This is a genomic window from Embleya scabrispora DSM 41855 (assembly GCF_000372745.1).
In the GTDB taxonomy this organism is placed as follows: domain Bacteria; phylum Actinomycetota; class Actinomycetes; order Streptomycetales; family Streptomycetaceae; genus Embleya; species Embleya scabrispora.
Genome location: NZ_KB889607.1, coordinates 175725 through 195450, shown reverse-complemented (window position 1 = coordinate 195450; position 19726 = coordinate 175725). Strand labels below are relative to the sequence as shown.

Annotated in this window: 22 protein-coding genes and 1 pseudogene; 12 read left to right on the top strand and 11 right to left on the bottom strand. The window is 71.2% G+C overall.

Annotated elements, in window-relative coordinates; all coding sequences use genetic code 11:
• Positions 1-2: 2 nt before the first annotated feature.
• Positions 3-965, bottom strand: a complete 963-nt coding sequence (locus A3IC_RS0111855; protein ID WP_026218159.1) for a LysR family transcriptional regulator — start codon at positions 963-965, stop codon at positions 3-5.
• A gap of 246 nt (positions 966-1211) precedes the next feature.
• Here A3IC_RS0111855 and A3IC_RS0111850 point away from each other — a divergent pair, with 246 nt between their 5' ends.
• The 3 genes from A3IC_RS0111850 to A3IC_RS53845 all read left to right on the top strand — a co-directional run bounded on the left by A3IC_RS0111850 (position 1212) and on the right by A3IC_RS53845 (position 3849).
• Positions 1212-2132 carry a zinc-binding dehydrogenase gene (locus A3IC_RS0111850; RefSeq protein ID WP_020550267.1) on the top strand — a complete coding sequence of 307 codons (921 nt, stop codon included), beginning with the start codon at positions 1212-1214 and terminating at the stop codon, positions 2130-2132.
• A 61-nt stretch (positions 2133-2193) separates the two neighbouring features.
• Complete coding sequence (locus tag A3IC_RS0111845; RefSeq protein ID WP_020550266.1) at positions 2194-2619, top strand: nuclear transport factor 2 family protein; 426 nt, start codon at positions 2194-2196, stop codon at positions 2617-2619.
• A 159-nt stretch (positions 2620-2778) separates the two neighbouring features.
• Complete coding sequence (locus A3IC_RS53845) at positions 2779-3849, top strand: alpha/beta hydrolase family protein (protein ID WP_020550265.1); 1071 nt, start codon at positions 2779-2781, stop codon at positions 3847-3849.
• A gap of 9 nt (positions 3850-3858) precedes the next feature.
• On the opposite strand, the gene A3IC_RS0111835 is transcribed toward A3IC_RS53845, so the two are convergent.
• The 3 genes from A3IC_RS0111835 to A3IC_RS0111825 are packed head-to-tail and all read right to left on the bottom strand — an operon-like array spanning position 3859 to position 8310.
• Positions 3859-4506, bottom strand: a complete 648-nt coding sequence (locus A3IC_RS0111835; RefSeq protein WP_020550264.1) for a response regulator — start codon at positions 4504-4506, stop codon at positions 3859-3861.
• Positions 4503-5783 (bottom strand): sensor histidine kinase, encoded by a 1281-nt coding sequence (locus A3IC_RS53840; protein WP_020550263.1) that lies wholly within the window; start codon positions 5781-5783, stop codon positions 4503-4505. The genes A3IC_RS0111835 and A3IC_RS53840 overlap by 4 nt, the downstream gene beginning before the upstream one ends.
• A 1-nt stretch (position 5784) precedes the next feature.
• Complete coding sequence (locus A3IC_RS0111825; RefSeq protein ID WP_020550262.1) at positions 5785-8310, bottom strand: FtsX-like permease family protein; 2526 nt, start codon at positions 8308-8310, stop codon at positions 5785-5787.
• Positions 8311-8732: 422 nt separating this feature from the next.
• Here A3IC_RS0111825 and A3IC_RS68540 point away from each other — a divergent pair, with 422 nt between their 5' ends.
• Positions 8733-8930 carry a hypothetical protein gene (locus A3IC_RS68540; protein ID WP_158695919.1) on the top strand — a complete coding sequence of 66 codons (198 nt, stop codon included), beginning with the start codon at positions 8733-8735 and terminating at the stop codon, positions 8928-8930.
• Positions 8931-9082: 152 nt separating this feature from the next.
• Here A3IC_RS68540 and A3IC_RS64640 read toward each other — a convergent pair whose 3' ends face one another.
• Positions 9083-9277, bottom strand: a complete 195-nt coding sequence (locus tag A3IC_RS64640; RefSeq protein ID WP_245599221.1) for a DUF397 domain-containing protein — start codon at positions 9275-9277, stop codon at positions 9083-9085.
• Positions 9274-10116: a helix-turn-helix domain-containing protein gene (locus tag A3IC_RS0111810; RefSeq protein ID WP_026218157.1), complete on the bottom strand. Its 843-nt coding sequence runs from the start codon at positions 10114-10116 to the stop codon at positions 9274-9276. Before A3IC_RS0111810 ends, A3IC_RS64640 begins: the two co-directional genes overlap by 4 nt.
• Before the next feature lie 99 nt (positions 10117-10215).
• Between A3IC_RS0111810 and A3IC_RS64635 the strand changes: the two genes are divergently transcribed.
• The 3 genes from A3IC_RS64635 (at position 10216) to A3IC_RS62170 (ending at position 12170) form a co-directional block, all read left to right on the top strand.
• Positions 10216-10902, top strand: a complete 687-nt coding sequence (locus A3IC_RS64635; RefSeq protein ID WP_079026389.1) for an ATP-binding protein — start codon at positions 10216-10218, stop codon at positions 10900-10902.
• Between the two features lie 177 nt (positions 10903-11079).
• Positions 11080-11397, top strand: coding sequence for a hypothetical protein (locus A3IC_RS0111805; RefSeq protein WP_158695918.1), 318 nt, complete (start codon positions 11080-11082; stop codon positions 11395-11397).
• Positions 11394-12170 carry a phosphotransferase gene (locus A3IC_RS62170; RefSeq protein ID WP_020550257.1) on the top strand — a complete coding sequence of 259 codons (777 nt, stop codon included), beginning with the start codon at positions 11394-11396 and terminating at the stop codon, positions 12168-12170. The genes A3IC_RS0111805 and A3IC_RS62170 overlap by 4 nt, the downstream gene beginning before the upstream one ends.
• A 129-nt stretch (positions 12171-12299) precedes the next feature.
• Here A3IC_RS62170 and A3IC_RS0111795 read toward each other — a convergent pair whose 3' ends face one another.
• From A3IC_RS0111795 to A3IC_RS64625, 3 genes and pseudogenes are all read right to left on the bottom strand, one after another.
• A complete protein-coding gene (locus A3IC_RS0111795) occupies positions 12300-12713 on the bottom strand; it encodes a VOC family protein (RefSeq protein ID WP_020550256.1) in 414 nt (137 codons plus the stop codon).
• A 194-nt stretch (positions 12714-12907) separates the two neighbouring features.
• On the bottom strand, positions 12908-13573 hold the full coding sequence (locus A3IC_RS0111790; protein WP_020550255.1) for a glyoxalase: 666 nt from the start codon (positions 13571-13573) through the stop codon (positions 12908-12910).
• Between the two features lie 137 nt (positions 13574-13710).
• Positions 13711-14040 (bottom strand): annotated as a pseudogene (locus tag A3IC_RS64625) (FAD-dependent monooxygenase); the annotation flags it as partial.
• Between A3IC_RS64625 and A3IC_RS66710 the strand changes: the two are divergent.
• A complete protein-coding gene (locus tag A3IC_RS66710) occupies positions 14021-14440 on the top strand; it encodes an SbtR family transcriptional regulator (protein ID WP_342666715.1) in 420 nt (139 codons plus the stop codon). The pseudogene A3IC_RS64625 and the gene A3IC_RS66710 sit on opposite strands and share 20 nt — an antisense overlap.
• Before the next feature lie 120 nt (positions 14441-14560).
• Here the strand turns inward: A3IC_RS66710 and A3IC_RS0111770 are convergent, their stop codons facing one another.
• Together A3IC_RS0111770 and A3IC_RS0111765 are read right to left on the bottom strand one after the other, a co-directional pair.
• Complete coding sequence (locus A3IC_RS0111770) at positions 14561-15019, bottom strand: SRPBCC family protein (RefSeq protein ID WP_020550251.1); 459 nt, start codon at positions 15017-15019, stop codon at positions 14561-14563.
• Positions 15020-15107: 88 nt separating this feature from the next.
• Positions 15108-15935, bottom strand: coding sequence for a helix-turn-helix domain-containing protein (locus A3IC_RS0111765; RefSeq protein ID WP_052173410.1), 828 nt, complete (start codon positions 15933-15935; stop codon positions 15108-15110).
• Positions 15936-16373: 438 nt separating this feature from the next.
• On the opposite strand from A3IC_RS0111765, the gene A3IC_RS0111760 reads away from it, so the two are divergent.
• The 4 genes from A3IC_RS0111760 (at position 16374) to A3IC_RS0111745 (ending at position 19694) form a co-directional block, all read left to right on the top strand.
• On the top strand, positions 16374-16796 hold the full coding sequence (locus A3IC_RS0111760) for a TOBE domain-containing protein (protein WP_040876490.1): 423 nt from the start codon (positions 16374-16376) through the stop codon (positions 16794-16796).
• 17 nt (positions 16797-16813) lie between these two features.
• Entirely contained in the window at positions 16814-17668 is an 855-nt protein-coding gene (gene modA, locus A3IC_RS0111755) for a molybdate ABC transporter substrate-binding protein (RefSeq protein ID WP_040876489.1), read from the top strand.
• A 128-nt stretch (positions 17669-17796) separates the two neighbouring features.
• On the top strand, positions 17797-18561 hold the full coding sequence (locus A3IC_RS0111750) for an ABC transporter permease (protein WP_020550247.1): 765 nt from the start codon (positions 17797-17799) through the stop codon (positions 18559-18561).
• Complete coding sequence (locus tag A3IC_RS0111745; RefSeq protein ID WP_020550246.1) at positions 18558-19694, top strand: ABC transporter ATP-binding protein; 1137 nt, start codon at positions 18558-18560, stop codon at positions 19692-19694. The genes A3IC_RS0111750 and A3IC_RS0111745 overlap by 4 nt, the downstream gene beginning before the upstream one ends.
• Positions 19695-19726: the final 32 nt, after the last annotated feature.

Here is a 19726-nt window from a genome sequence, read left to right as displayed (position 1 = left end):
GATCAGTCCGCGAGTCGGGCGTGGTCCGCGTCCGGCAGCCAGTCCCGGGTCGGGTCGTGATCGAGCCAGCGTTCGCGCGCGCCGATCCGGCCGAACTCGCGGAGCAGGTCGGCCAGCCGCGGATGCGGCCGATCCGCGTTCCACAACAGGGACCACGCGTACAGCGGAGTAGGCCCGACCAGCGGGATGCAGCGCACGTCGCGGGCGTCGGCGGGCAGCGGGCGGTCGGCGGGCAGCAGCGCGAAGCACGTGGGGTCGATTCGCAGGTGGTCGACGAAGTGCTCCAGCCCCAGGTTGGGTCCGGTGGCCCACTCGGTGATCCCGAACGCGTCGGCGAATCGTTTGAGGAAGTCGAGCCGATCCACCGCCGCCGGGCACCACAACACGCTGCCGCGCAGTTCGCTCGGACGCAGTTCGTCGGCGCCGGCGAGCGGATGGTCGGCCCCGACCACGGCGTCCACCGGTTCGAGCCGGACCAGCCGATGGGTCAACCCGCGCGGCGCGTCGGCGGGCAGCGGGTGCACCCGGCCGAAGCCCGCGTCCACATCGCCGCGGGCGATCGCGGCGGCGACCGTCGGCAGATCGCGGCCCGCGCCCGGCTCCAGGTCCAGACCCGGCGCGGCGTCGATCACCCGCGCGAGCGTGCGCATCGGCGCGTACAGGTGCCCCCACACGTCCAGCCGCAATGTGGGCCGCGTCCCCCGAAGCGCGTCGACCGCGAGGTCGGCGGCGGTAAGTGCCCGGCGGGCCGGCTCCAGGAAGCGGGCGCCGGCCTCGGTGAGACCCACGCCGTGGCCGCCCTTGCCGCCACGGTCCACCAGTGCGACGCCGAGTTCGTCCTCCAGTCGGGCCAGCCGCTTGGACAGTGCCTGCTGGCTGATCGCCAACTGCTCGGCGGCCCGGCCGAAGTGCCGCAGTTCGGCCACCGCGACGAAGGAACGTACCCGGGCGAGGTCCAGATCCATGCCGCTCACCATAGGGCGCCGCTCACCATGGGCGACAACCGATGGTTGTCGGGAGCGCCGATCGGTTGTTGGACCCGGACCCGGCCGCCGACGTCTTCTTGATCCCGACACGGACGCCGAGCGGCGCACCCGGCCGACGCACTCCGCCGGCGCACCCGGCCGACGCGCCTGCCCCGACGAGCCCGCCCGACGAGCCCGAACGGGCGGACCCGAGAACGCGAGCACCCGATCCAGGAGCACACCGAAATGAAGGCGTTGACACCGACCGGAGCGATCGACACGTGGGTCGCCCACGAAGAGGTACCGCAGCCGCGCTCGCGTCCGGACGAGGCGCTGGTCAAGGTCGAGGCGTTCGCGGTCAACCGAGGCGAGACCTTCCTGCTGGAGCGCCCGCGCCCGGGACACCGACCGGGCAAGGACGTGGCGGGCCTGGTGGTCCAGGCGGCGGCGGACGGGTCGGGGCCCGCGGTGTGCACGCGCGTCGTCGGGCACCCGATGTCCGGCGGCTGGGCCGAGTACGTCGCGGTCCCCACGTCCGCGCTCACGCCGATCCCCGAGTCGACGCCCGCGGCCCGGGCCGCGGCGCTGCCACTGGCCGGATTGACCGCACTGCGGCTGCTGCGCACGGCAGGACCGGTCGCGGGCCGCCGGCTGCTGCTCACCGGGGCGTCGGGTGGGGTCGGCCACTACTTCACCGAACTCGCGGCCGGCGCCGGTGCCGAGGTCACCGCGGTGACCCGGTCGCCGGAGCGGGGCCGGCGACTGGTCGAACTGGGCGCGACCGAGGTCGTGCACGACCTCGCCGACGCGGTCGGCCCGTACGACGTCGTGCTCGAATCGACCGGAGGCACCGAACTGCCCAGAGCACTCGACCGGTTGCGTCGGCGCGGGCTGCTGATCTGGTTCGGTCAGGCCAGTCGTACGCCGATCACGCTCGACTTCTTCGACCTGTTCGGCGGACCCGAATCGGCCACGCTGCGGCACTTCCACTACACGGACTTCGACACCCCCTACGCAACCGACCTTGCCACGCTGGTCCGCCTGGTCGTCGAGGAGCGGCTGCACCCGGAGGTCGACCGGATCGCCGACTGGTCCGAAACCGGCTCGATCCTCACCGCCCTGCGCGAACGCCGCGTGCGCGGCAAGGCCGTACTGACCATCTCCTGACCCGCCACCGATCCGGGCCGCCCGGCGGACAACCAACCCGACCCAACCCACGGAGTACGCGATGAGCACCGCCACCACCGCCGCCGCCAAGGACGTCGTCACCCGCTACGTCGAGGCCGTCGCCGAAGGCGATCTCCCGACCATCCGGGCGAGCTTCGCCGAGGACGCCACCTGGACCTACCCGGGTGAACTCCCGATCTCCCGCACCTGGGTCGGCCGGGACACGATCGTCGACGACTTCCTCGGCAACGTCGGCGCGTTGCTGCGGCCGGAGACCGTGGTGATCAGCCTGGTGTCGGTACACGCCGACGGCGACCGGGTGTTCGCCGAGTGGACGTCGGACGCGGTGACGGTCACGGGCGTCGAGTACCACAACCGCTGCCTCGGCATCTTCGTGGTGGCCGACGGGCGGATCACGTCCGTGCACGAGTACGCGGACACCGGGCACACGGCGCGTGTGCTCTTCCCGGACCACGTGGTGGCCTGACCGGCCGACCTCTCCCCCACGAGTACTTCGCACACGCCGGACCCCGCCCGGGCGGGCCCGCCCGAGCAGACCCGCCCGAGCGGGCCCGCCCGAGCAGACCCGCCCGAGCGAGCGACCCCGCCGACCGGCCCCACCGAGCAAGAGAGCGCACCCGTCACCATGACCTCACCTTCTCCCGCCGTCACCACCGTTTTCGAACCACCCGCATTCGTACCGCAGTTCGTCGCCGGCAATCGCTCCCGGGCGATCGTGTGCGGACTCGACCCCCACGAGTACGACCGGGTCACCGTCGGCCTCGACACGCTCCACGACTGGCTGCCCGCGTTCCGACGGGTCGGCGAGACGTACCGCGCGGCGGGTGAGCGGTACGCGGCGGGCGGGCACGGGGTGTCCGCGGGTGACGCGTTTCGTACCGCCGCCCGCTGGCTGCACTGCGCGACGTTCCCGCCGCTCGCCGACCACGCGCGCACCGTCGCGGTGGCGCGGGAGGCGGACGCGGCGATGGGACGGGCCTTCGGTTACCTGGACCCGGGCGCGGTGCGCATCGAGGGGCAAGGGTTCGCCGGATGGCTGCGCCGGCCGGTCGGAACGGCGCGGCCGGACCGGGTGGTGGTCGTGGTGCCCGGCCTCAACTCCGGCAAGGAGGAGTTCCACGCGGTCGACGAGGCCCTGCTGCGTCGCGGCGTCGCGACATTCTCCTTCGACGGGCCCGGCCAGGGAGTCCTGGTGGACACCGCGCCGCGCGCCGACTATCACCACGTGGTCGGCCGGGTGATCGATGCCTTGGCGACCCGCGACGACGTCGACACGACCGCCGGCGTCGGCCTGGTCGGGATGAGCCTGGGCGGCTTCTACGCGATCCTGACCGCCGCGCACGAACCCCGGGTGGTCGCCACCGTCGCGGTGAGCGGCCCGTACCGCCTCGACTGGGCCGAACTCCCGCTGTTCGTGCGGGAGACGCTCACGGTGCGTACGGGAAGCGCGGGCGCCGCCGAGGAGTTCGCGCGCGGCGTCGATCTGGCCGACATCGCCTCGGGTATCGGCACGCCGCTGCGGGTGGTCGAGGGCGGCGACGACATCACCCCCGGGGTCCTTGCCGCCGAACGCGCCGGTCACGAGGCGCCGTTGGGCGAGGTGCTCGTGCGGGCGCACGGTGATCACCTGCTGTGCAACGCGCAATCCGGGTGGCTTCCCGACACCGCCGACTGGCTCACCGACCGGCTCGGGTAGCCGACGGCTTCAACCGGTCAGGCCCGCGTCGTGGGCGATCAGGCCGGCCTGGGTGCGGTTGGTGCAGTCGAGTTTGGTCAGGGTGCGGGACACATACGCCTTGACGGTCGCTTCGGTGAGGTGGAGGCGGCCGGCGATCTGCGAGTTGGACAGGCCCTCGCCGAGGCAGCCCAGGATCTCGGTCTCCCGGTCGCTGAGATCACGGATCGTGTGCCGGGCCGCCCGGCGCGCGCTGTCCCGGGCCGCGCTCGCGCCGATCAGATTGCGGGCGGCGGCCGGCGACAACACCGTGTGGCCGTCGGCGGCCACCCGCAGCAGCGCGATCAGGTCCTCGGGCGGGGTGTCCTTGAGGAGGAAGCCGACCGCGCCCGTGTGCAGCGCGCGGAGCACGTGGTCGTCGGTGTCGATCGTGGTCAGCACGACGACCCTGGGCGGTGTGTCGAGTCGGACCATCCGGCGCAGCGCGGAGAGCCCGTCCACGCCGGGCATGTGCAGGTCGAGCAGGACCACGTCGGGGTGGTGTCGAACCACCTGCTCCAGCGCCTCGGCGCCGTCGTACGCCTCGCCGACGATCTCGATGTCCGGGGCACCGCCGAGGATCGTGCGCAGGTGCGCGCAGACCATACGTTCGTCGTCCACGAGCAGGAGTCGGATCATGCTGCACCTTCGTCGAGGTCGCGGTGGGTGGTGACGGGCGTGGCGATCGGGACGAGTGCGTCCACGACGAAGCCGCCGGCCTCGTCGGGCCCGGCGCGCAGTCGGCCGCCCAGGAGTTCGACGCGTTCGCGCAGGCCGAGCAGACCGGTACCGCCGTTGCCGAGGTCGACGTCCGGGGGCCGTGCTCCAGCGGTGTTCGTGACGGTGACGCCGATGCCCGAGGGCTCGTGCCGGATCGCCACCTCGACGTGTGCGCCGGGCGCGTGCTTGTGCACGTTGGTGAGCGCCTCCTGCACGACACGACGCACCGTACGTACAGCGGCGGGCGCGTCGGTTGTGGCCGGGGCGCCGGTCACGGTCGACTCGATGGGCACGCCGGCCGCCCGCGAGTCGGCGATCAGATCGGATACGTCCAGCCCGGTCGGCCCGCCGCCGCGCACGCTCGCGCCGGTCGGCGCAGGGTCGTCCGGGTCTCGCAGTACCGCCACCAACTCGCGTAGCTCGGCCAGCGCCTGACAGCCCGTCAGGCGCAACTCCTCGGCGGCCGAGCGCACGTTCTCGCGTTCGGCGATCGTGCGCAGGGCACCCGCCTGGAGCACCATCAGCGACACCCGGTGGGTGATCATGTCGTGCATCTCGCCCGCCAACCGGCGACGTTCCTCGACGCGCGCCTGCCGGTCGCGTTCGACCTGTTCGCGCTCGACCCGCTCGGCACGCTCGGCCAACGCGAGCAGCAGACCCCGGCGGGAGGCCAGGTACATCCCGAGCAGCAGCGGGGTGCCGACGGCGAGGAACGCGACGAACAGGTCCGAGCCCGACTGTGCCCGCCACGGTTCGCACATGGTCAGCGCGAGCCCGGCGGCGAGCGCCCAGCCCGCGCGCCGGGTCGGGGCGTACGCGCCGAGCGCGTACACCGAGAAGGGTCCGGCCAGGACCGGGTCGCCGAGCGAGAGGGCGAACACGATGCCGGCCGAGACGAGCGGCCGGCGCCGCCGCAGCACCAGGACCAGGCCGGCAACGACCTGGACGAGCACCCCCCACCACGGCACATGCGGGGGTGTCTGCCACCTGTCGCCGTCGAACGGGCCGAGCGCACGCAGCAGGCCGGCCAGGCCGGCGACCGATGCCGCGAGCACGACGTCGAACACGACGGCGCGGGGGATCGAGGCGGAGGGTGGACGACGCACGTTCTGCACGTGCGCCAAGGTACCGGCCGCGGTCCACCCGTCCGGCCAGTCGCCGGGCAGCATGACCGCGAGCCGGCCGCCTTGCCGCATTTCAGTCGGTACCGAGTGCGCCGAGCACCGACATGCGCGCCGCCCGCCGAGCCGGCCAGGCCGCCGCGAGCACTCCGACGCCGATCGCGCCGAGCACGAACAGGGCGATCCGCAGCCAGGGGATCGTCGCGCCGAGCGACACGTTGCCCAGGTCGATGCCGCGCACCGCCAGTACGCCCACCGCGACGCCCAGACCGACCCCGAGCAGGGCCCCGAACAGCGAGATCAGCGCCGCCTCCAGACGGATCAGGTCGCGCACCCGGCGGGCGTCCAGGCCGATCGCGCGCAACAGCCCGATTTCGCGGGTGCGTTCGAGCACGGACATCGCGAGCGTGTTGACGATGCCGATGACCGCGATCAGGACGGCCATGCCGAGCAGGCCGTAGACGATGTTCAGGAGCAGGTCGATGCCGGCCGCCAGACCCTGGCGCAACTCGTTCTTGGACTGCACCCGCAGGGCCGGGTCGGCTCCGAACGCGTCGATCAGGGTGTCGTGCAGGGCCTTGACCTCGCCCGGTGCGGCTCGGACGAACACCTGTCGGCCGACCGGGCGTTCCAGGTGCGGGTCGAGCGTGCGGGTGGAGACCAGGTAGGGGAGCATGATCGGGTTGGCCCGGTAGATACCGCCGACGCGCAACGTGCCCGCGACTCCGTCGGGGAATGTCACGGCCACGGTCGAGCCGACCTTCAGTCCGCGCGCCTCGGCCTCGATCCGCTCCACGAACAGGTCGGTGCCCAGCGCCTCGGGGCCGCCCTCGACGAAGTCGAACCGCATCACCCGAGGGCCCGCGACCGGGTCCAGGGCGGCCAGTTCGCGTTCGCCGCCGGCGATCTCCGCGGTGGCCGTGCGGTACACACTCGCGGCGGCGACATGCGGAAGGCGGCTGATCCGCTCCACCGTCGCGGGCGCGATCGGGTCGCGCAGCGTGGTGGACACCGCGTAGTCGGCGGTCAGCCCACGAGCCGCCGCGTGGTCCAGGCTGTCCCGCAGCGACGCGCCGATCACGGTCAGCCCGGTGACCAGGAACAGGCCGATCATCAGGGCCGACGCGGTCGCGGCGGTGCGGCGCGGATCGCGCAGCGCGTTGCGGGTCGCAAGCCGGCCGGTCACGCCGAACACCCGGGTGAGCGGGCGGGCGAGCGTGCCGATGACGGCCACGGACAGCAGTGGGATCAGCATCAGCACACCGGTCACGGCCACCACCCCGCACACCACGATCAGCACCGGCTCGGCGTCGCCGGTGGGCGCGGTCCGCACGGTCGCGTATCCGCCGCCCACGCCCAGCCCGATCAGGACCAGGCCGATCAGATTGCGCCGCAGCAGCCCGGCCGGGCCTGGCTGGTCGGCCCGCAGCGCGGCCATCGGGGGAATCCGGGCCACCTTGCGGGTGGGCAGCCACGCGGCGGCGACGGTGACGCCCACGCCCACGACGAGCGACCACAGGACCGTGCCGGGCCGCACCACCAGCGGGCCGCGCGGCGGTTCGGCGTCGGTGCCGCGCAGCAGGACGAGCAGCCCGGCGGCCAGCGCGATGCCCAGGAGGAGGCCGAGCAGTGCGCCGACCAGGCCGGTGGCCAGCGCCTCGAAGCGCACCGAGCGGGTGACCTGGCCACGGGTGGCGCCGACCGCACGCAGCAGCGCGAGTTCGCGGGTGCGCCGGCCGATGAGCATCGTGAAGGTGTTGGTGATGATGAACGTGCCGACGAACAGCGCGATACCGGCGAACACGAGCAGCCCGGTGGCCAGCCCGGCGGTGCCGGCGGCGGCCAGGTCGCGGCGTTCGCTGGTGAGTTGGGCGCCGCTGACCGTCTCGGCGCCCGGGGGCACCAGGGCGCGGACGGCCTGGGTCAGGGCGGCGCCGGGCGTCGTCGGCGGGGTGGAGACGGTGATCAGGTCGTAGGCGCCGGGGGCGGCGAACAGGCGCTGCGCGGTGGCGGTGTCGAACAGGGTGAGGGTGGCGCCGAGCCGAATCCGGGCGTCGTCGGCGTGCACGGTGCCGACCAGGGTGGCGTCCAGGGTGCCGCCGCCGGCGACCACGCGCAGCCGGTCGCCGACCCGGTAGCCGGCCGAGCGGGCGCCCGCGTCGTCGAGGGCGACCTCACCCGCGGCGGTCGGCGCGCGACCCGAGGTCACCCGGTACAGCGGATCGGCACCGTCCGGCCCGGGCGCGTGGTTCGTACCCACCGCCTCCTCGACCCGGCCGACCAGGTGCCCGGCCCGGTCGACCACGACGGCGGGCCCGGAGACCGAGCCGCGTACGTCCTCGGCGCCGGGCAACGCACGAAGCCGATCCACCAGCCGAGCGTCCAGCGCGGGCCGGTCGGGCGTGTCCCGCTCGGGGTCGGCCCGAACGCCGACGGCAACACCCGCGAAGTCGTCGGCCGCAGCCGACGCGGAGGCTTCGGTGATGCTGTCCTTGAGGGTGAGCACGCCGGCCACGAACGCGACGCCGAAGACGATCGCGAGCACGGTCAGGGCCAGGCGCGTCCGCTGCGCGGCGAGGGTACGAAGGGCGTTCTTGAGCATGGGCGACGTCCTGAAGGCGGGTGGTTTCCGCGGCCGCTACCGGCCCGGCCCCGCCACCCTCGCGCGGCGGCGCACCCCGTCGATACGGCCGGGGGAGGGCCGCCGCCGTCGCCGATCGCCACCCTGGCGGTCCGATCGGACCGGCGAAATCAACTAAGGCATTGCCTCCGGCGGCCGGCCGAGTCCGTGCCCTCACCGGAACGTCCTCCCGGCCGAATACCGCGCCGTCGTCCGCGCTGACCGGACAAGAGCGCCGACCGCGATGCGGGGCGCGAGTTCGTGACGTCGTCGTGAACATGCAGCCCGCCACAACGCGGCGCACCGGTACACCCGCCGGGCTCCCGGCGGCGGCGGACGCGCTGTTCGGCCGATGCCGCCTGCGCCTCGGCCGGTCTGTGCGGTCTCATGAGGTGGCCGACTTCATGGCCGATGTGTGGAACACACCCTTGGACCAACTCGAACGTCGCATGTCCCCGGGCTGGGCGATCGGCCCGGCGGCCCGCGCCGCCGACGAGGCAGCGGCCGAGCGCGTGCAGACCGGTGAGTTCGTCGGCTTCGACGACATCAATGGGGATCCGGTGAGGCGATGCGGTGAGCCGATACCGCGCTCGGTGCGATAGGCGGCTCGCAAACGGCGAAGTTACCCACCGGACCCGGTGCTTCGGGCGTGCATTGGCTGCAAGTGCGTCGTACGGACAGGTGACGTTTGCGCGGACACGTTGAGAAGGTGTCGGTCGATCCACGTGGACCGGCCGACACTCGTGCACCCGGGTCAGCGACCCTGGATGCTGTCTACCAGGGTCTTCCACGATCCGGCGGGTATCGCAATGTGCTCGATGGTGTGGTCTTTGGTGTCTCGGACTCCGACCCGGCCTATCAGCCCGGCCGCCTCGACACATTCGCTGTTGCCTCCGCTGTGGGTGGATTTCCGCCAGCGTGGGGTAGCGGCAGCGTGAGAATGGATCACTTGTGGCCTTCCTTGAGATTGCTGATGCGTTGCAGGGACTCTTCGAAGGGTAGGGCTGCCGCCTGGAGGCGTGAGAATGCACCCCGGTACGGATCCACGTCTTCTTCGATGTAGAGGCTGGTCGTCAGGTTTTCCAGCAAAACCACGTCCATGTCCTGCTGTTCCGGGAACGCCAGCATTGCGAATCCTCCGCTGACGCCCGGATGAGGTGTCGCATCGAGGGGCATCAACTGCACGTTGATGTTGGGAAGTTCACTCAGATCCAGGAGACGTTGGCACTGGTCGCGCATGATCGGCTCCGGAAGTTTCATGCGAAGTGCGGCCTCTGGTACCACGGCCCAAACTTCGAGCGGCGTGTCTCGGGTGAGGACGGACTGACGACCCATACGCACTTCCACGAGGCGATTGACCGTGGCCTGGGGCGAGGTCATGTTGATCGCGCCGATCATTGCTCTTGCGTATGCGGGCGTCTGGAGCAAACCCGGGACGAGTAGCGGGTAGTACGCGCGCCACTCGGAGGCATCCGCTTCGAGACTGATCAAGTCCGCGTAGACGGCCGACAGGACATCGCGGTAGGGCTCCCACCAGCCCCGCTTGCTGCCTTCACGGGCCAGTGCGGTCAACGCCTGTGCCATGCCCTCGTCCTCCAAGGAGTAACAGCGCAGGAGTTGCTCGACATCGACTGGTTTCGTTGCGACGCGCGCGGTTTCGATTCGGCTGAGCTTCGCCGTGGTGAACCCAGTGGATCGTTCGACGTCCTCCAGGGTCATGTCCGCAGCCTCGCGCAGGCCACGCAGAACCTTGCCGAGACGGCGCCTACGGACAGTGGGTGCACTCATGGGAGTTCCTCTCAGGTGCCGGCTGGAGTTCGGCGTCGACGATGCCGGGCTGCCCAGCGCCCGACGGCCGGACGCTACCGGGCCGAGAGCGCCCCTGGGATGGTTTCTGCATCTTGGCGTGCAAAATTACATCTTTCGTGGTTCTGCTTGCGCGTAGCAGTACCTCTGTGGAATCAATGGATCACGGAACGAATCCCGCCCAGCTGGTCAAGGCGAGTGTTCGCTTCGAGTACGGCTGCCCTGCGATTGCGACGACCCCGATGCGGAGTTCGCATGCTTTGCCTGCCCTTTTTGCCGGCCGGTTCCGCTCCTTCCGACACTGCTCCACGGATACGACGCCCCAGCCTCGGCCTCCACGTTCGGCATGCTTCGCCATTGGTGTTGCTGACGATTGGGTCGGAGCCTGAGGGGGTTGCCGTGGCACGCCGAGTTGTCGGCAACGTCCTTACTGCCTGGGGCGCCTCTGTTGAGGTGTGCGATTGGGCGACGCTTGTGGTCAGTGAACTCGTGACCAACGCGATCACCCACACCGCGTGCCGTCGGATCGTTGTCCTAGTGATCGAATCGGCATCGAAAGAACTAGTGGTTGCCGTCGTGAACCGTTCCCCGGACCGCAGTTGGCGGCGAGAACCCTCGCGCCCGGCTTCGGATTCGGCTGAGTCCGGTCGAGGGCTGGTCATCGTTCGTGCCCTGAGCACGCGCATGGGAGCGGCACGCCGATGCGGACACACGATCGTGTGGGCCCGTCGGTCGCCGGCCCGAGTGTCCGGAACCAGGGGCGGTTAGCGTCAAGGGCACACCACACCACCTCGCCACTACGGCGACCTTGAAACCAAGTCTCGCCGAGGGTTGGTGATCAGGCCGTGCGGCGGCCATGTTGCCGCCATTTCAACCGGCAGCGGCCGGGCGTCTCGATTCCAGGCGTGAGCCCGGCCGCTGTCTCCATCTATCCACTGTGAGGCAGTGATGGAGATTCAAGAATATCCGGCGATCCGTCTCGGTTCGCGTGTTCGGCACGTTGACGGGCATGCGGATCTGCCGGAGGGGACGGTGATTGCGCTTCCTCCGGCTTCGGAGCGGGTTGCCGTGGTGCAGCCGCATCCGGCTGGGAGGTCGCCCTATCTGTGCCCGGTCGGTCATCTGGTTGAGGTCGACTTGGACACGGAACTCGTCCGGGTTGTCCGGGAGTTGCGGCGCGTTGATCAGTTCGGGTGTGCGGTGGAGGCGCCGCTTTCGGTGCCGATCGCGTTCGGCTGCGAGTCGGTTCGGGAGGCGATGTGACCAGGCGTTACGTGTGGCGGGAACTGCCCCACCAGGTAACCGAGTTCGTGGAAAAGGCCGTCGGGTCCGCCCTGGAGGTCGCATCCGTGGCCGGACCCCACACCAGTTCCTTCGCCGCGATCGTCACCACCCCCACCGGCCTCGTGTTCGTCAAAGCCGCCGAGGAGGCCACCGCACCGCTTTCCGCCCGCGCGCAGACCAGCGAGATCGCGGCGAGCACCGTTACCGGCATCCTGTCTCCGCGCCTGTTGCACCACGGGGCGGTCGACGGGTGGCGGGTCATGGTGTTCGAGCATGTCGAGGGCCGGCCGGTTCGGCTGTGTCTCGGCTCGCCCGACATGGCCCAGGTGGTCGGGGTCATGGACCGCATCGGGCGTATTCAACCGGGTCGCAGCGCCGGGTTGCCCACGCTCGTCGCCCGCCTCCGGGAGCACCTCCCGCCCGCCCGGATCAGCCCGCTGTGCGGCAACCGCCTCCTGCACACCGATCTGACCTCGGCCAACATGATCATCCGGCCCGACGGCCGACTCTCCGTCGTGGACTGGGGGCAGGTGGCGCTGGGCCCACGCTGGGCGGAGGTCGGCTACCTTGGTGCGGCGTTGCTGGGTGAGGGCCACAATCTCGGCGAGGTCCGTCGCTGGATGTGGCGCTTCCCCGACTGGCGCCGCACGCCCCTCACCGCACGCCGCGCCCTCGCGGAGGCGATGATCGGCCACACCTCGGGCCGCGCCACCTGGTGGATCAGCCTGGTCGACCCACCCATCGCGGGCTGACGCGCGTTCCGGTCTCTCGGCCGCAGACGGCGCTCCGTGGAGACGGCATTCCGTCGCGACTCATCGCCGGGTCCGGGACGGCTGCGGCATGCACCGCGCCGTCCCGGACCGTGAGGCAAGAGATCGCGGCTACTCGGCGTAGGGCTGGTCGGATCCCGAGGCGCTGTAGCCGAGACTCCAGACATAGCCTTCCGGGTCGGCGAAGGTGCCGCCGTACCCGCCCCACGGCAGAGCACCGGCGGGCTTGAGGGTCGTGGCGCCGGCCTTCTCGGCCTCCGCCATGATCTCCTCGACCTGTGCCTCACTGCGGACGACGTAGGTCAGAACCAGCCCGCTGAAGCCGCTGCCTTCCGGGTCCGTGTCCACCTGGCCGGCCAGACCCTCGCGAGCGTAGAAGCGGACCGGCGAGGCGCCGTCCGAGTCGAAGAACACCGAGATGCCGTAGTCGTTCTTGATCTTCCAGCCGAGCCCCTCGGTGTAGAACCGCTTGGCCCGGTCCATGTCCCGGACACCGAGGAGGATGGAGCTGACGTGCGCTTTCATGCCTTACTTCTTGCACTGTGGATGTATGCGTGCCGGACATCCGGCCAGGGCCCGGCTGTCATGTCGGCGCGTGTTCGCCGGTCGATCGGTATGTCAGGACCGGATGGAGGAATGTGACCGATGCAGGCAACCCCCGAAGACGAGACGCTGCCGGCCGATTCGGTCGCTGCCGCGCCGCGGGAGTGGGCCGGGAGTCAGGACGGCGTGGGGGCGAGCGACGCGGCAGCCTCCCAGGCGAACCCGTCCGGATCGGTGAAGGCGTCGGCGGCGCCGCCGAGGACGATGCGGTGCGAGCCGGTGCCGTCGGCGGGGACGCCGAGGTCCTTGGCAAGGGCACGGCGCTTGTACAGCGCCAGCTTGACGGGGCTGGACTGACCGGGGGCGAACTCGGCGTACTTGCCACCGAAGCTCTTGGCCACGGTCAGGCTCCGGTCGACGTAGAACTGCCTGGTGGCCTTCACGCTCTCGACGCCGAGCAGCAGGACGACCTCGTCGATCTCGCGGGTGGCGGGGCCGGTGTCCTTCTTCGCCGAGGTCGCGATCTTCCAGATCGTCCCGTCCGGGGCCTGGACGACCCCGCCGTAGCCCCACAGCGACTTCGCGGCGGGCTTCAGCACCGTGGCGCCGGCGTCCACGGCGGCGCCGACGAAGCCGTCGACGGTGGCCGGTCCGGACACCGTGAGCGCCAGAGTGAAGCCGCGGAATCCGGTGGAGTGCGCCTCGGACGCCCGCAGGCGGATGTACGCGTCCACGCCGAAGGCGCTGTAGAAGCGGCGAGCGGCTTCGAGGTCGGCCACCTCGAGGGTGACGGATGCGAGGGACGTGTTGGCTGCGGTGGAAGTGGTGGTCGCCATGACCATCACGCTAGGGGCTGCGCGGCGGCCGGGCTTCTCGATTCCTGATCGGTCTTGAGACTTGCTTCGCCACGCACGCCGGCATCCCCTCCACCTTGATCGCCGACCCCGCATCGCCGGCCGTACCCACATGAAGCGGCCTGGTTCAGCCCGGTGATGAACTCGCTGAACAGACGGTTCGCCGAGTCGGACTCGAACAGACGCTCCAGTTCCGCCCGTGCGATCCGGCGACGGAACTCACCTTGATACGAGGCGTCTCCGGCGTTGTGCATCAGGTCGGTGAACCACGCTGCGAATGCCTGGTAGTTCCACACGTGACGAAGGCATGTCGACGAGTAGCCGTCGAGCAGGCTCGAATCGTGCCCCTCGGTCTGGTGGTGCGTTACGGCCTTCGCGAACACCTCCGCGTCGTGCAGCGCCAGGTTCATTCCCTGCGCGCTCATCGGAGGAACAATGTGCGCGGCGTCCCCGAGCCCCACTGTGATGTGGAGCTGTCGAGAGGGCACTGTAGGGGCGAGGCCACCGCCGTGCGCTACCTCGGAAAGTGCCGGTGAGACCGATCCCGGCAAGGCGTTCGCAACGTTGATGGCCACCCTGGTGTCGACCGGCGCCACCAAAATGACCCTCATGGATCTGCTGCCCACCGACGGCGGGTTCAGCCGGCCGGTCGACGCGGCGGTCGAAGGCTTCCGCGATGCTGTCCGCCTGGTTCTCGAACGCGCCCAGGCCGCCGGGGCCGCTCGCCCGGACGCCACAGTTCGCGAAGTGTTCATGCTGGTCCGAGCCCTCAGCCACGTGGCGACACCCGACGAGGGTGAAGCTGTCGACCGGGTCGTGGGAATCGTCCTCGACGGCCTCGGCGTACAGCGCTGACGCGCAAAAGGTCAGGCGGGATACCGAGGGTTCTTTCGGTGTCCCGCCTGACCGATGTCGTGTCCGTACTGCTTGACGGCCCGCTCGACGAGCATGAACGCCGCCCACGGCAACGCCCGACTACCGGCTTTCGGCGCCGGACGACTGTGCCGCCGCGTGGGAGGCAAGGCCGTCGGCCATCCGGCGCATGACGTCGCGCATGGTGCGATCCATCAGCCAACCCATTCCCCAACGGGCGTTGTACGTGCCGTGCCAGTGGATGACCGTGCCTCCGTCGGGCGCGGGTGTGAGGTCGACGATCGCCCGGTAGTCGTGGATGGCCCAGTTGAAGGCGTCCGCGTAGGTGAGTTGCTTCTCCTCGTCGAGTCCGGTCAGCCGCTCTCCGGTCACCGTTCGCCCGGTACGGAACGCGCGGATCGCGCCGACGGGATCCCGGCCGTTCGGATCGAGCCCGCTGGAGCGTTCGGTGTCCAGGCTGTCGACGGCCGACCAGACGGGCCAGGTACGGGCGTCGACCAGCAGGCGCCAGACGGCGGCCGGAGAGGCTGTCGTGGTCGCGGTTGCGTCGTAGCTGCGCAAGATTCGAATCCTTTCGTTCGCCGCCGCTCCGTCCGAAACTAGGCGACGCGGCAGGCCCGGGGACATGCGCCGGATTGCCGAACATCGATCAGATCTTGCGGTACACCGAGGGCCGTACGCCGACCTGGCTCAGGAAGGCCGAAGACAGTGCGCCGGGGCTCGCGAAACCGCATCGGTCGGCGATTTGTCCGATGGTGAGGGTGCTGTCGGCCAGCAGTCGCTGTGCCCGCTCGATCCGCAGCCGGGTGAGGAACCGATGGGGCGTCTCGCCGGTCGCCGCCCGGAAGACGCGGATGAAGTGGTAGACGCTCAGGTGTGCTTCGGCGGCGATCTCGGCCAGCGTCAGTGGCTCGGCCAGCCGCTCGCGCATGACGGCGACGCCCACGCGGACCGCCGCGTGTTCGGGACCCGGCAGGCGGCCGTGCCGACCGTGGACCAGCAGGTGCGCCGCGAGAAATGCCGCGGCGGATTCCGCGTACATCTCGTCCGCGCCACCGGCACCGGGCAGCGCGCGAACGAGATGCTCGACAACCGGATCGCCCGCGCCTGCCGCAGCCGACAGGGCTTCGAAGTCCGGCTCCGAACCGCCCAGATGAGCCGCGGCTCGATCGACGGTCGCCGACGGAACATGCACCTGAACGGTGCGCAGCGCGGAGGTCGTCCGGTAGGCGAGCACGCTCGATCGGCCGGGAACCATGAGTTCCAGACTGCCGGGAAGCCAGCGGCGCCGGATCGCTCGCCCGTCGGTGTGCGTCCGGATGACCACGTCCCCGGCCGCACAGAGCACGAGATGCAGGTCGGCGACTCCGGGGAGCCGAAAGTGGTCGACCTCGGCCGCGTGGTCGAAGCACTGCACGAGCAGCGAACGCCAGCCCGACTCACTCCAACTGCAATAGGTGCGCTGCACAGCGGACATGTCGGAGTCCGCATACGGTGTCAGATCGAAGTCAGGCGAATCGAACACGGCCCAAGCCTAGGACCCTGTGCACAGGCGCGCGGGTGCACGGTGCGGCGTCGGGGTGAGCCCCGCAGCACCCGCCGGCATGCCCTCGTGATCGGGCCCGGGCCCGGCCCGTCGGGCCTTCGACCGCGTGGGGACGTGCCTCCCGGCGCGGAGGCGGGCCCGACCGCGGCCGGGGAGGAACCGGTCCGGCGCGCCCACGACGAAGTCCGCCGCCCGGGACCGACACGACCTGGCAGCCTGCTCATCCATATCGAATCTGCGAGGCATGTGGCCAAAATGCCTTGTACCTGCGAGGATAACGGCCCGCATGCGGCGGCTTTTGCCGGCGTCTGCGGGTATCGGCTTCGCGCTGTGGGGGAGTCGCTCGTGGTTAGGATCCCGGCCGTGAACATGTTCGGGATCGGCGACGCGGCGGCTTTGCTCGGAGTGAGTGCGGACACGGTGCGGCGGTGGGTGGACTCCGGGCGGCTCGACGCGCGGCGGGACGAGAACGGTCGGCGGGTGGTGGAGGGTGCGGCGCTCGCCGCGTTCGCCCGCTCGGTGGCGGCCGGTGACGCCCGCGCGGACAGCGAGCGGCTCGGTTGGTCGTCGGCGCGCAACCGCTTCCGCGGCATCGTCACCGACGTCCGCAAGGACACGGTGATGGCCCAGGTCGAGATCCAGGCCGGGCCGTACCGGGTGGTCTCGCTGATGAGCGCCGAGGCCGCGGACGAACTCGGCCTGGAGGTCGGGGTGCTCGCCACGGCAGTGGTGAAGTCGACGAATGTCATGGTGGAGCGGACCGAGGGCGCGCGCGAGCACTCCCTCGAATAGTGGGGAGCGAACACACGATGGGTGCGGTGGGCACGGTACGGGCCGGACGTGCGGTCTCGGCCGCGCTGCTCGCGGGGGCGTTGATCACCCTCGCCGGATGCGGCAGCGACGACGACAAGGACGACAAGAAGGTCGGCGGGGCCACGCCGCCGGCCGGCGCCAACGCGTCCGCGCCCGCCGCCGACGCCAAGCAACTCAAGGGCACCGTCAACGTGTTCGCCGCGGCCTCGCTGACCGAGACGTTCAGCGCGCTGGGCAGGCAGTTCGAGGCCGCGCACCCGGGCGTGACGGTCAAGTTCAACTACCTCGGCAGCTCGGCGCTGGCCGCGAGCATCAACCAGGGCGCACCCGCCGACGTGTTCGCCTCGGCCGACGAGAAGAACATGAAGCTCGTCACCGATGCCAAGAACGCCGACGGTACGCCCACCGCGTTTGCCAAGAACACGTTGCAGATCGCGGTGGCGCCGGGCAATCCCAAGAACATCAAGTCGCTCGCCGACCTCAAGCAGAACGGCCTCAAGGTCGCCCAATGCGCCCCGCAGGTCCCATGCGGCGCCGCGGCCAAGACCGCTCTCGACGCGTCCGGCGTCAAGTTCACCCCCGCGACGCTCGAACAGGACGTCAAGGCCGCGCTCACCAAGCTCACTCTCGGCGAGGTGGACGCCGCACTCGTCTACCGCACCGACGTCAAGGCGGCGGGCGCCAAGGCGGTCGGCGTGGACTTCCCCGAATCCGCGCAGGCGGTCAACACGTACCCGATCGTCCCGCTCGCCAAGGCGCCCAACGCCGACGCGGCCAAGGCGTTCGTGGCCTTCGTGTTGTCCGAGCCCGGCCGCACGGCCCTGACGGCGGCAGGCTTCCAGGCACCGTGATCGAACCTCCCCGGGTCCCCCACAAGGAGCGAGCTGTAGTACGCAAGCGCGCCGTCCGCCCGTGGGCCCGGCGCACGCCGGCCGTACGCAAGCGGGCCGCCGAACGCTCTCGCCGCGGCGGCGCACCGTTGGCACTGCTCGTGCCCGGCCTGATCGGCCTGGTGTTTCTGGTGCTGCCGCTGGTCGGGCTGCTGATCCGGGCACCGTGGAGCGACCTGGGGAGTCAGCTCGGCAGTACCGAGGTCCGCGAGGCGCTCAAGCTTTCGCTGTTCACCGCGACCGTGGCCACCGGCATCGTGCTGGTCCTGGGTGTCCCGCTGGCGTGGCTGCTGGCGCGGACCGACTTTCCCGGCCGCCGGCTGGTCCGTGCGCTGGTCACACTGCCGCTGGTGCTGCCGCCCGTGGTGGGCGGTGTCGCGCTGCTCCTGGTGCTCGGCCGCAAGGGCATCGTCGGCGAGTGGCTGGACGACACCTTCGGGTACACGCTGCCGTTCACCACGACCGGCGTGATCGTGGCCGAGGCGTTCGTGGCGATGCCCTTCCTGGTGATCAGCGTCGAGGGCGCGCTGCGGGCGGCCGACCCGCGCTACGAGGAGGCCGCCGCGACGCTGGGCGCGTCCCGCTGGACCGCGTTCCGCCGGGTGACCCTGCCGCTGATCGCGCCGGGCGTGGCGGCGGGCGCGGTGCTCGCGTGGGCCCGCGCGCTCGGCGAGTTCGGCGCGACCATCACCTTCGCCGGCAACTTCCCGGGCAAGACCCAGACCATGCCGCTGGCCGTCTACCTGGCCCTGGAAACCGACCCGGAGGCGGCGATCGTGCTCTCCCTCGTGTTGCTGGCGGTGTCCGTGCTGATCCTGGCCGGCCTGCGCGAGCGCTGGATGACCACCTCGTGACCGGCGCGGCCGAGACGAGCGGCGCGAACAAGCAAGCCGCCTCCGACCCGGGCCCGGACCGGACCCCCGACCACCCCGCCGGCCTGGACGCCCACCTGGTGGTCACCCGCGGCGCCTTCCGCCTGGACGTGCACCTCACCGCCGCGCCCGGCGAAGTGGTCGCCCTGCTCGGCCCCAACGGCGCCGGCAAGAGCACCGCGCTGCGTGCCCTGGCCGGCCTCACCCCGCTCGGCGCCGGCCACACCCGGCTGGCCGGTGTCGACCTGGAGGACCCGAGACAGCGGCTGTACACGCCGCCCGAGCGGCGCCCGGTGGGCGTGGTCTTCCAGGACTACCTGCTCTTCCCGCACCTGTCCGCGCTGGAGAACGTCGCCTTCGGGCTGCGCTGCCAGGGGGTCGCCCGGCGCGACGCCCGAAGCCTGGCGGCGCACTGGCTGGACCGGGTCGACCTGGCCGAACACGCGGGCGTCAAACCGGGCCGGCTCTCCGGTGGGCAGGCCCAGCGGGTCGCGCTCGCCCGCGCGCTGGCCACCCACCCGCGACTGCTGCTCCTGGACGAGCCGTTGGCCGCGCTGGACGCGCGTACCCGGGTGGCCGTGCGGGCGACGCTGCGCCGGCATCTGGCCGACTTCGACGGGGTCGCGGTGGTGATCACCCACGACCCGCTGGACGCCATGGTGCTGGCCGATCGGCTCACCGTGATCGAGGCGGGCCACGCGGTGCAGACCGGCACGCCGGCCGAGGTGGCCCGCCATCCGCGCACCGACTACGTGGCGCGTCTGGTGGGCCTGAACCTCTACCGCGGCACCATCTCGGCCGGCGGTGTCGACCTGGCCGCCGGCCGGCGCCTGGTCGTGGCCGAACTCCCGGACGCAGACGAGGTGTTCGTAGCCTTCCCGCCGGCCGCGGTGACGCTGTACCGGACCCGCCCGGACGGCAGCCCGCGCAACCTGTGGCAGGTCGAGGTGGACGGCATGGAACTGCACGGCGACACCGTCCGGGTCGAACTGACCGGCCCGGTACCGCTGCTCGCCGACGTCACACCACTCGCGGTCGCCGAGCTCGAACTCGCGCCCGGCAAGCCGGTATGGGCGGCGGTCAAGGCGACGGAGGCGCGAGCGTACCCGGCCTGAGCGGTGCGCGCCGCCGGTCGAAGCCCCCGTCC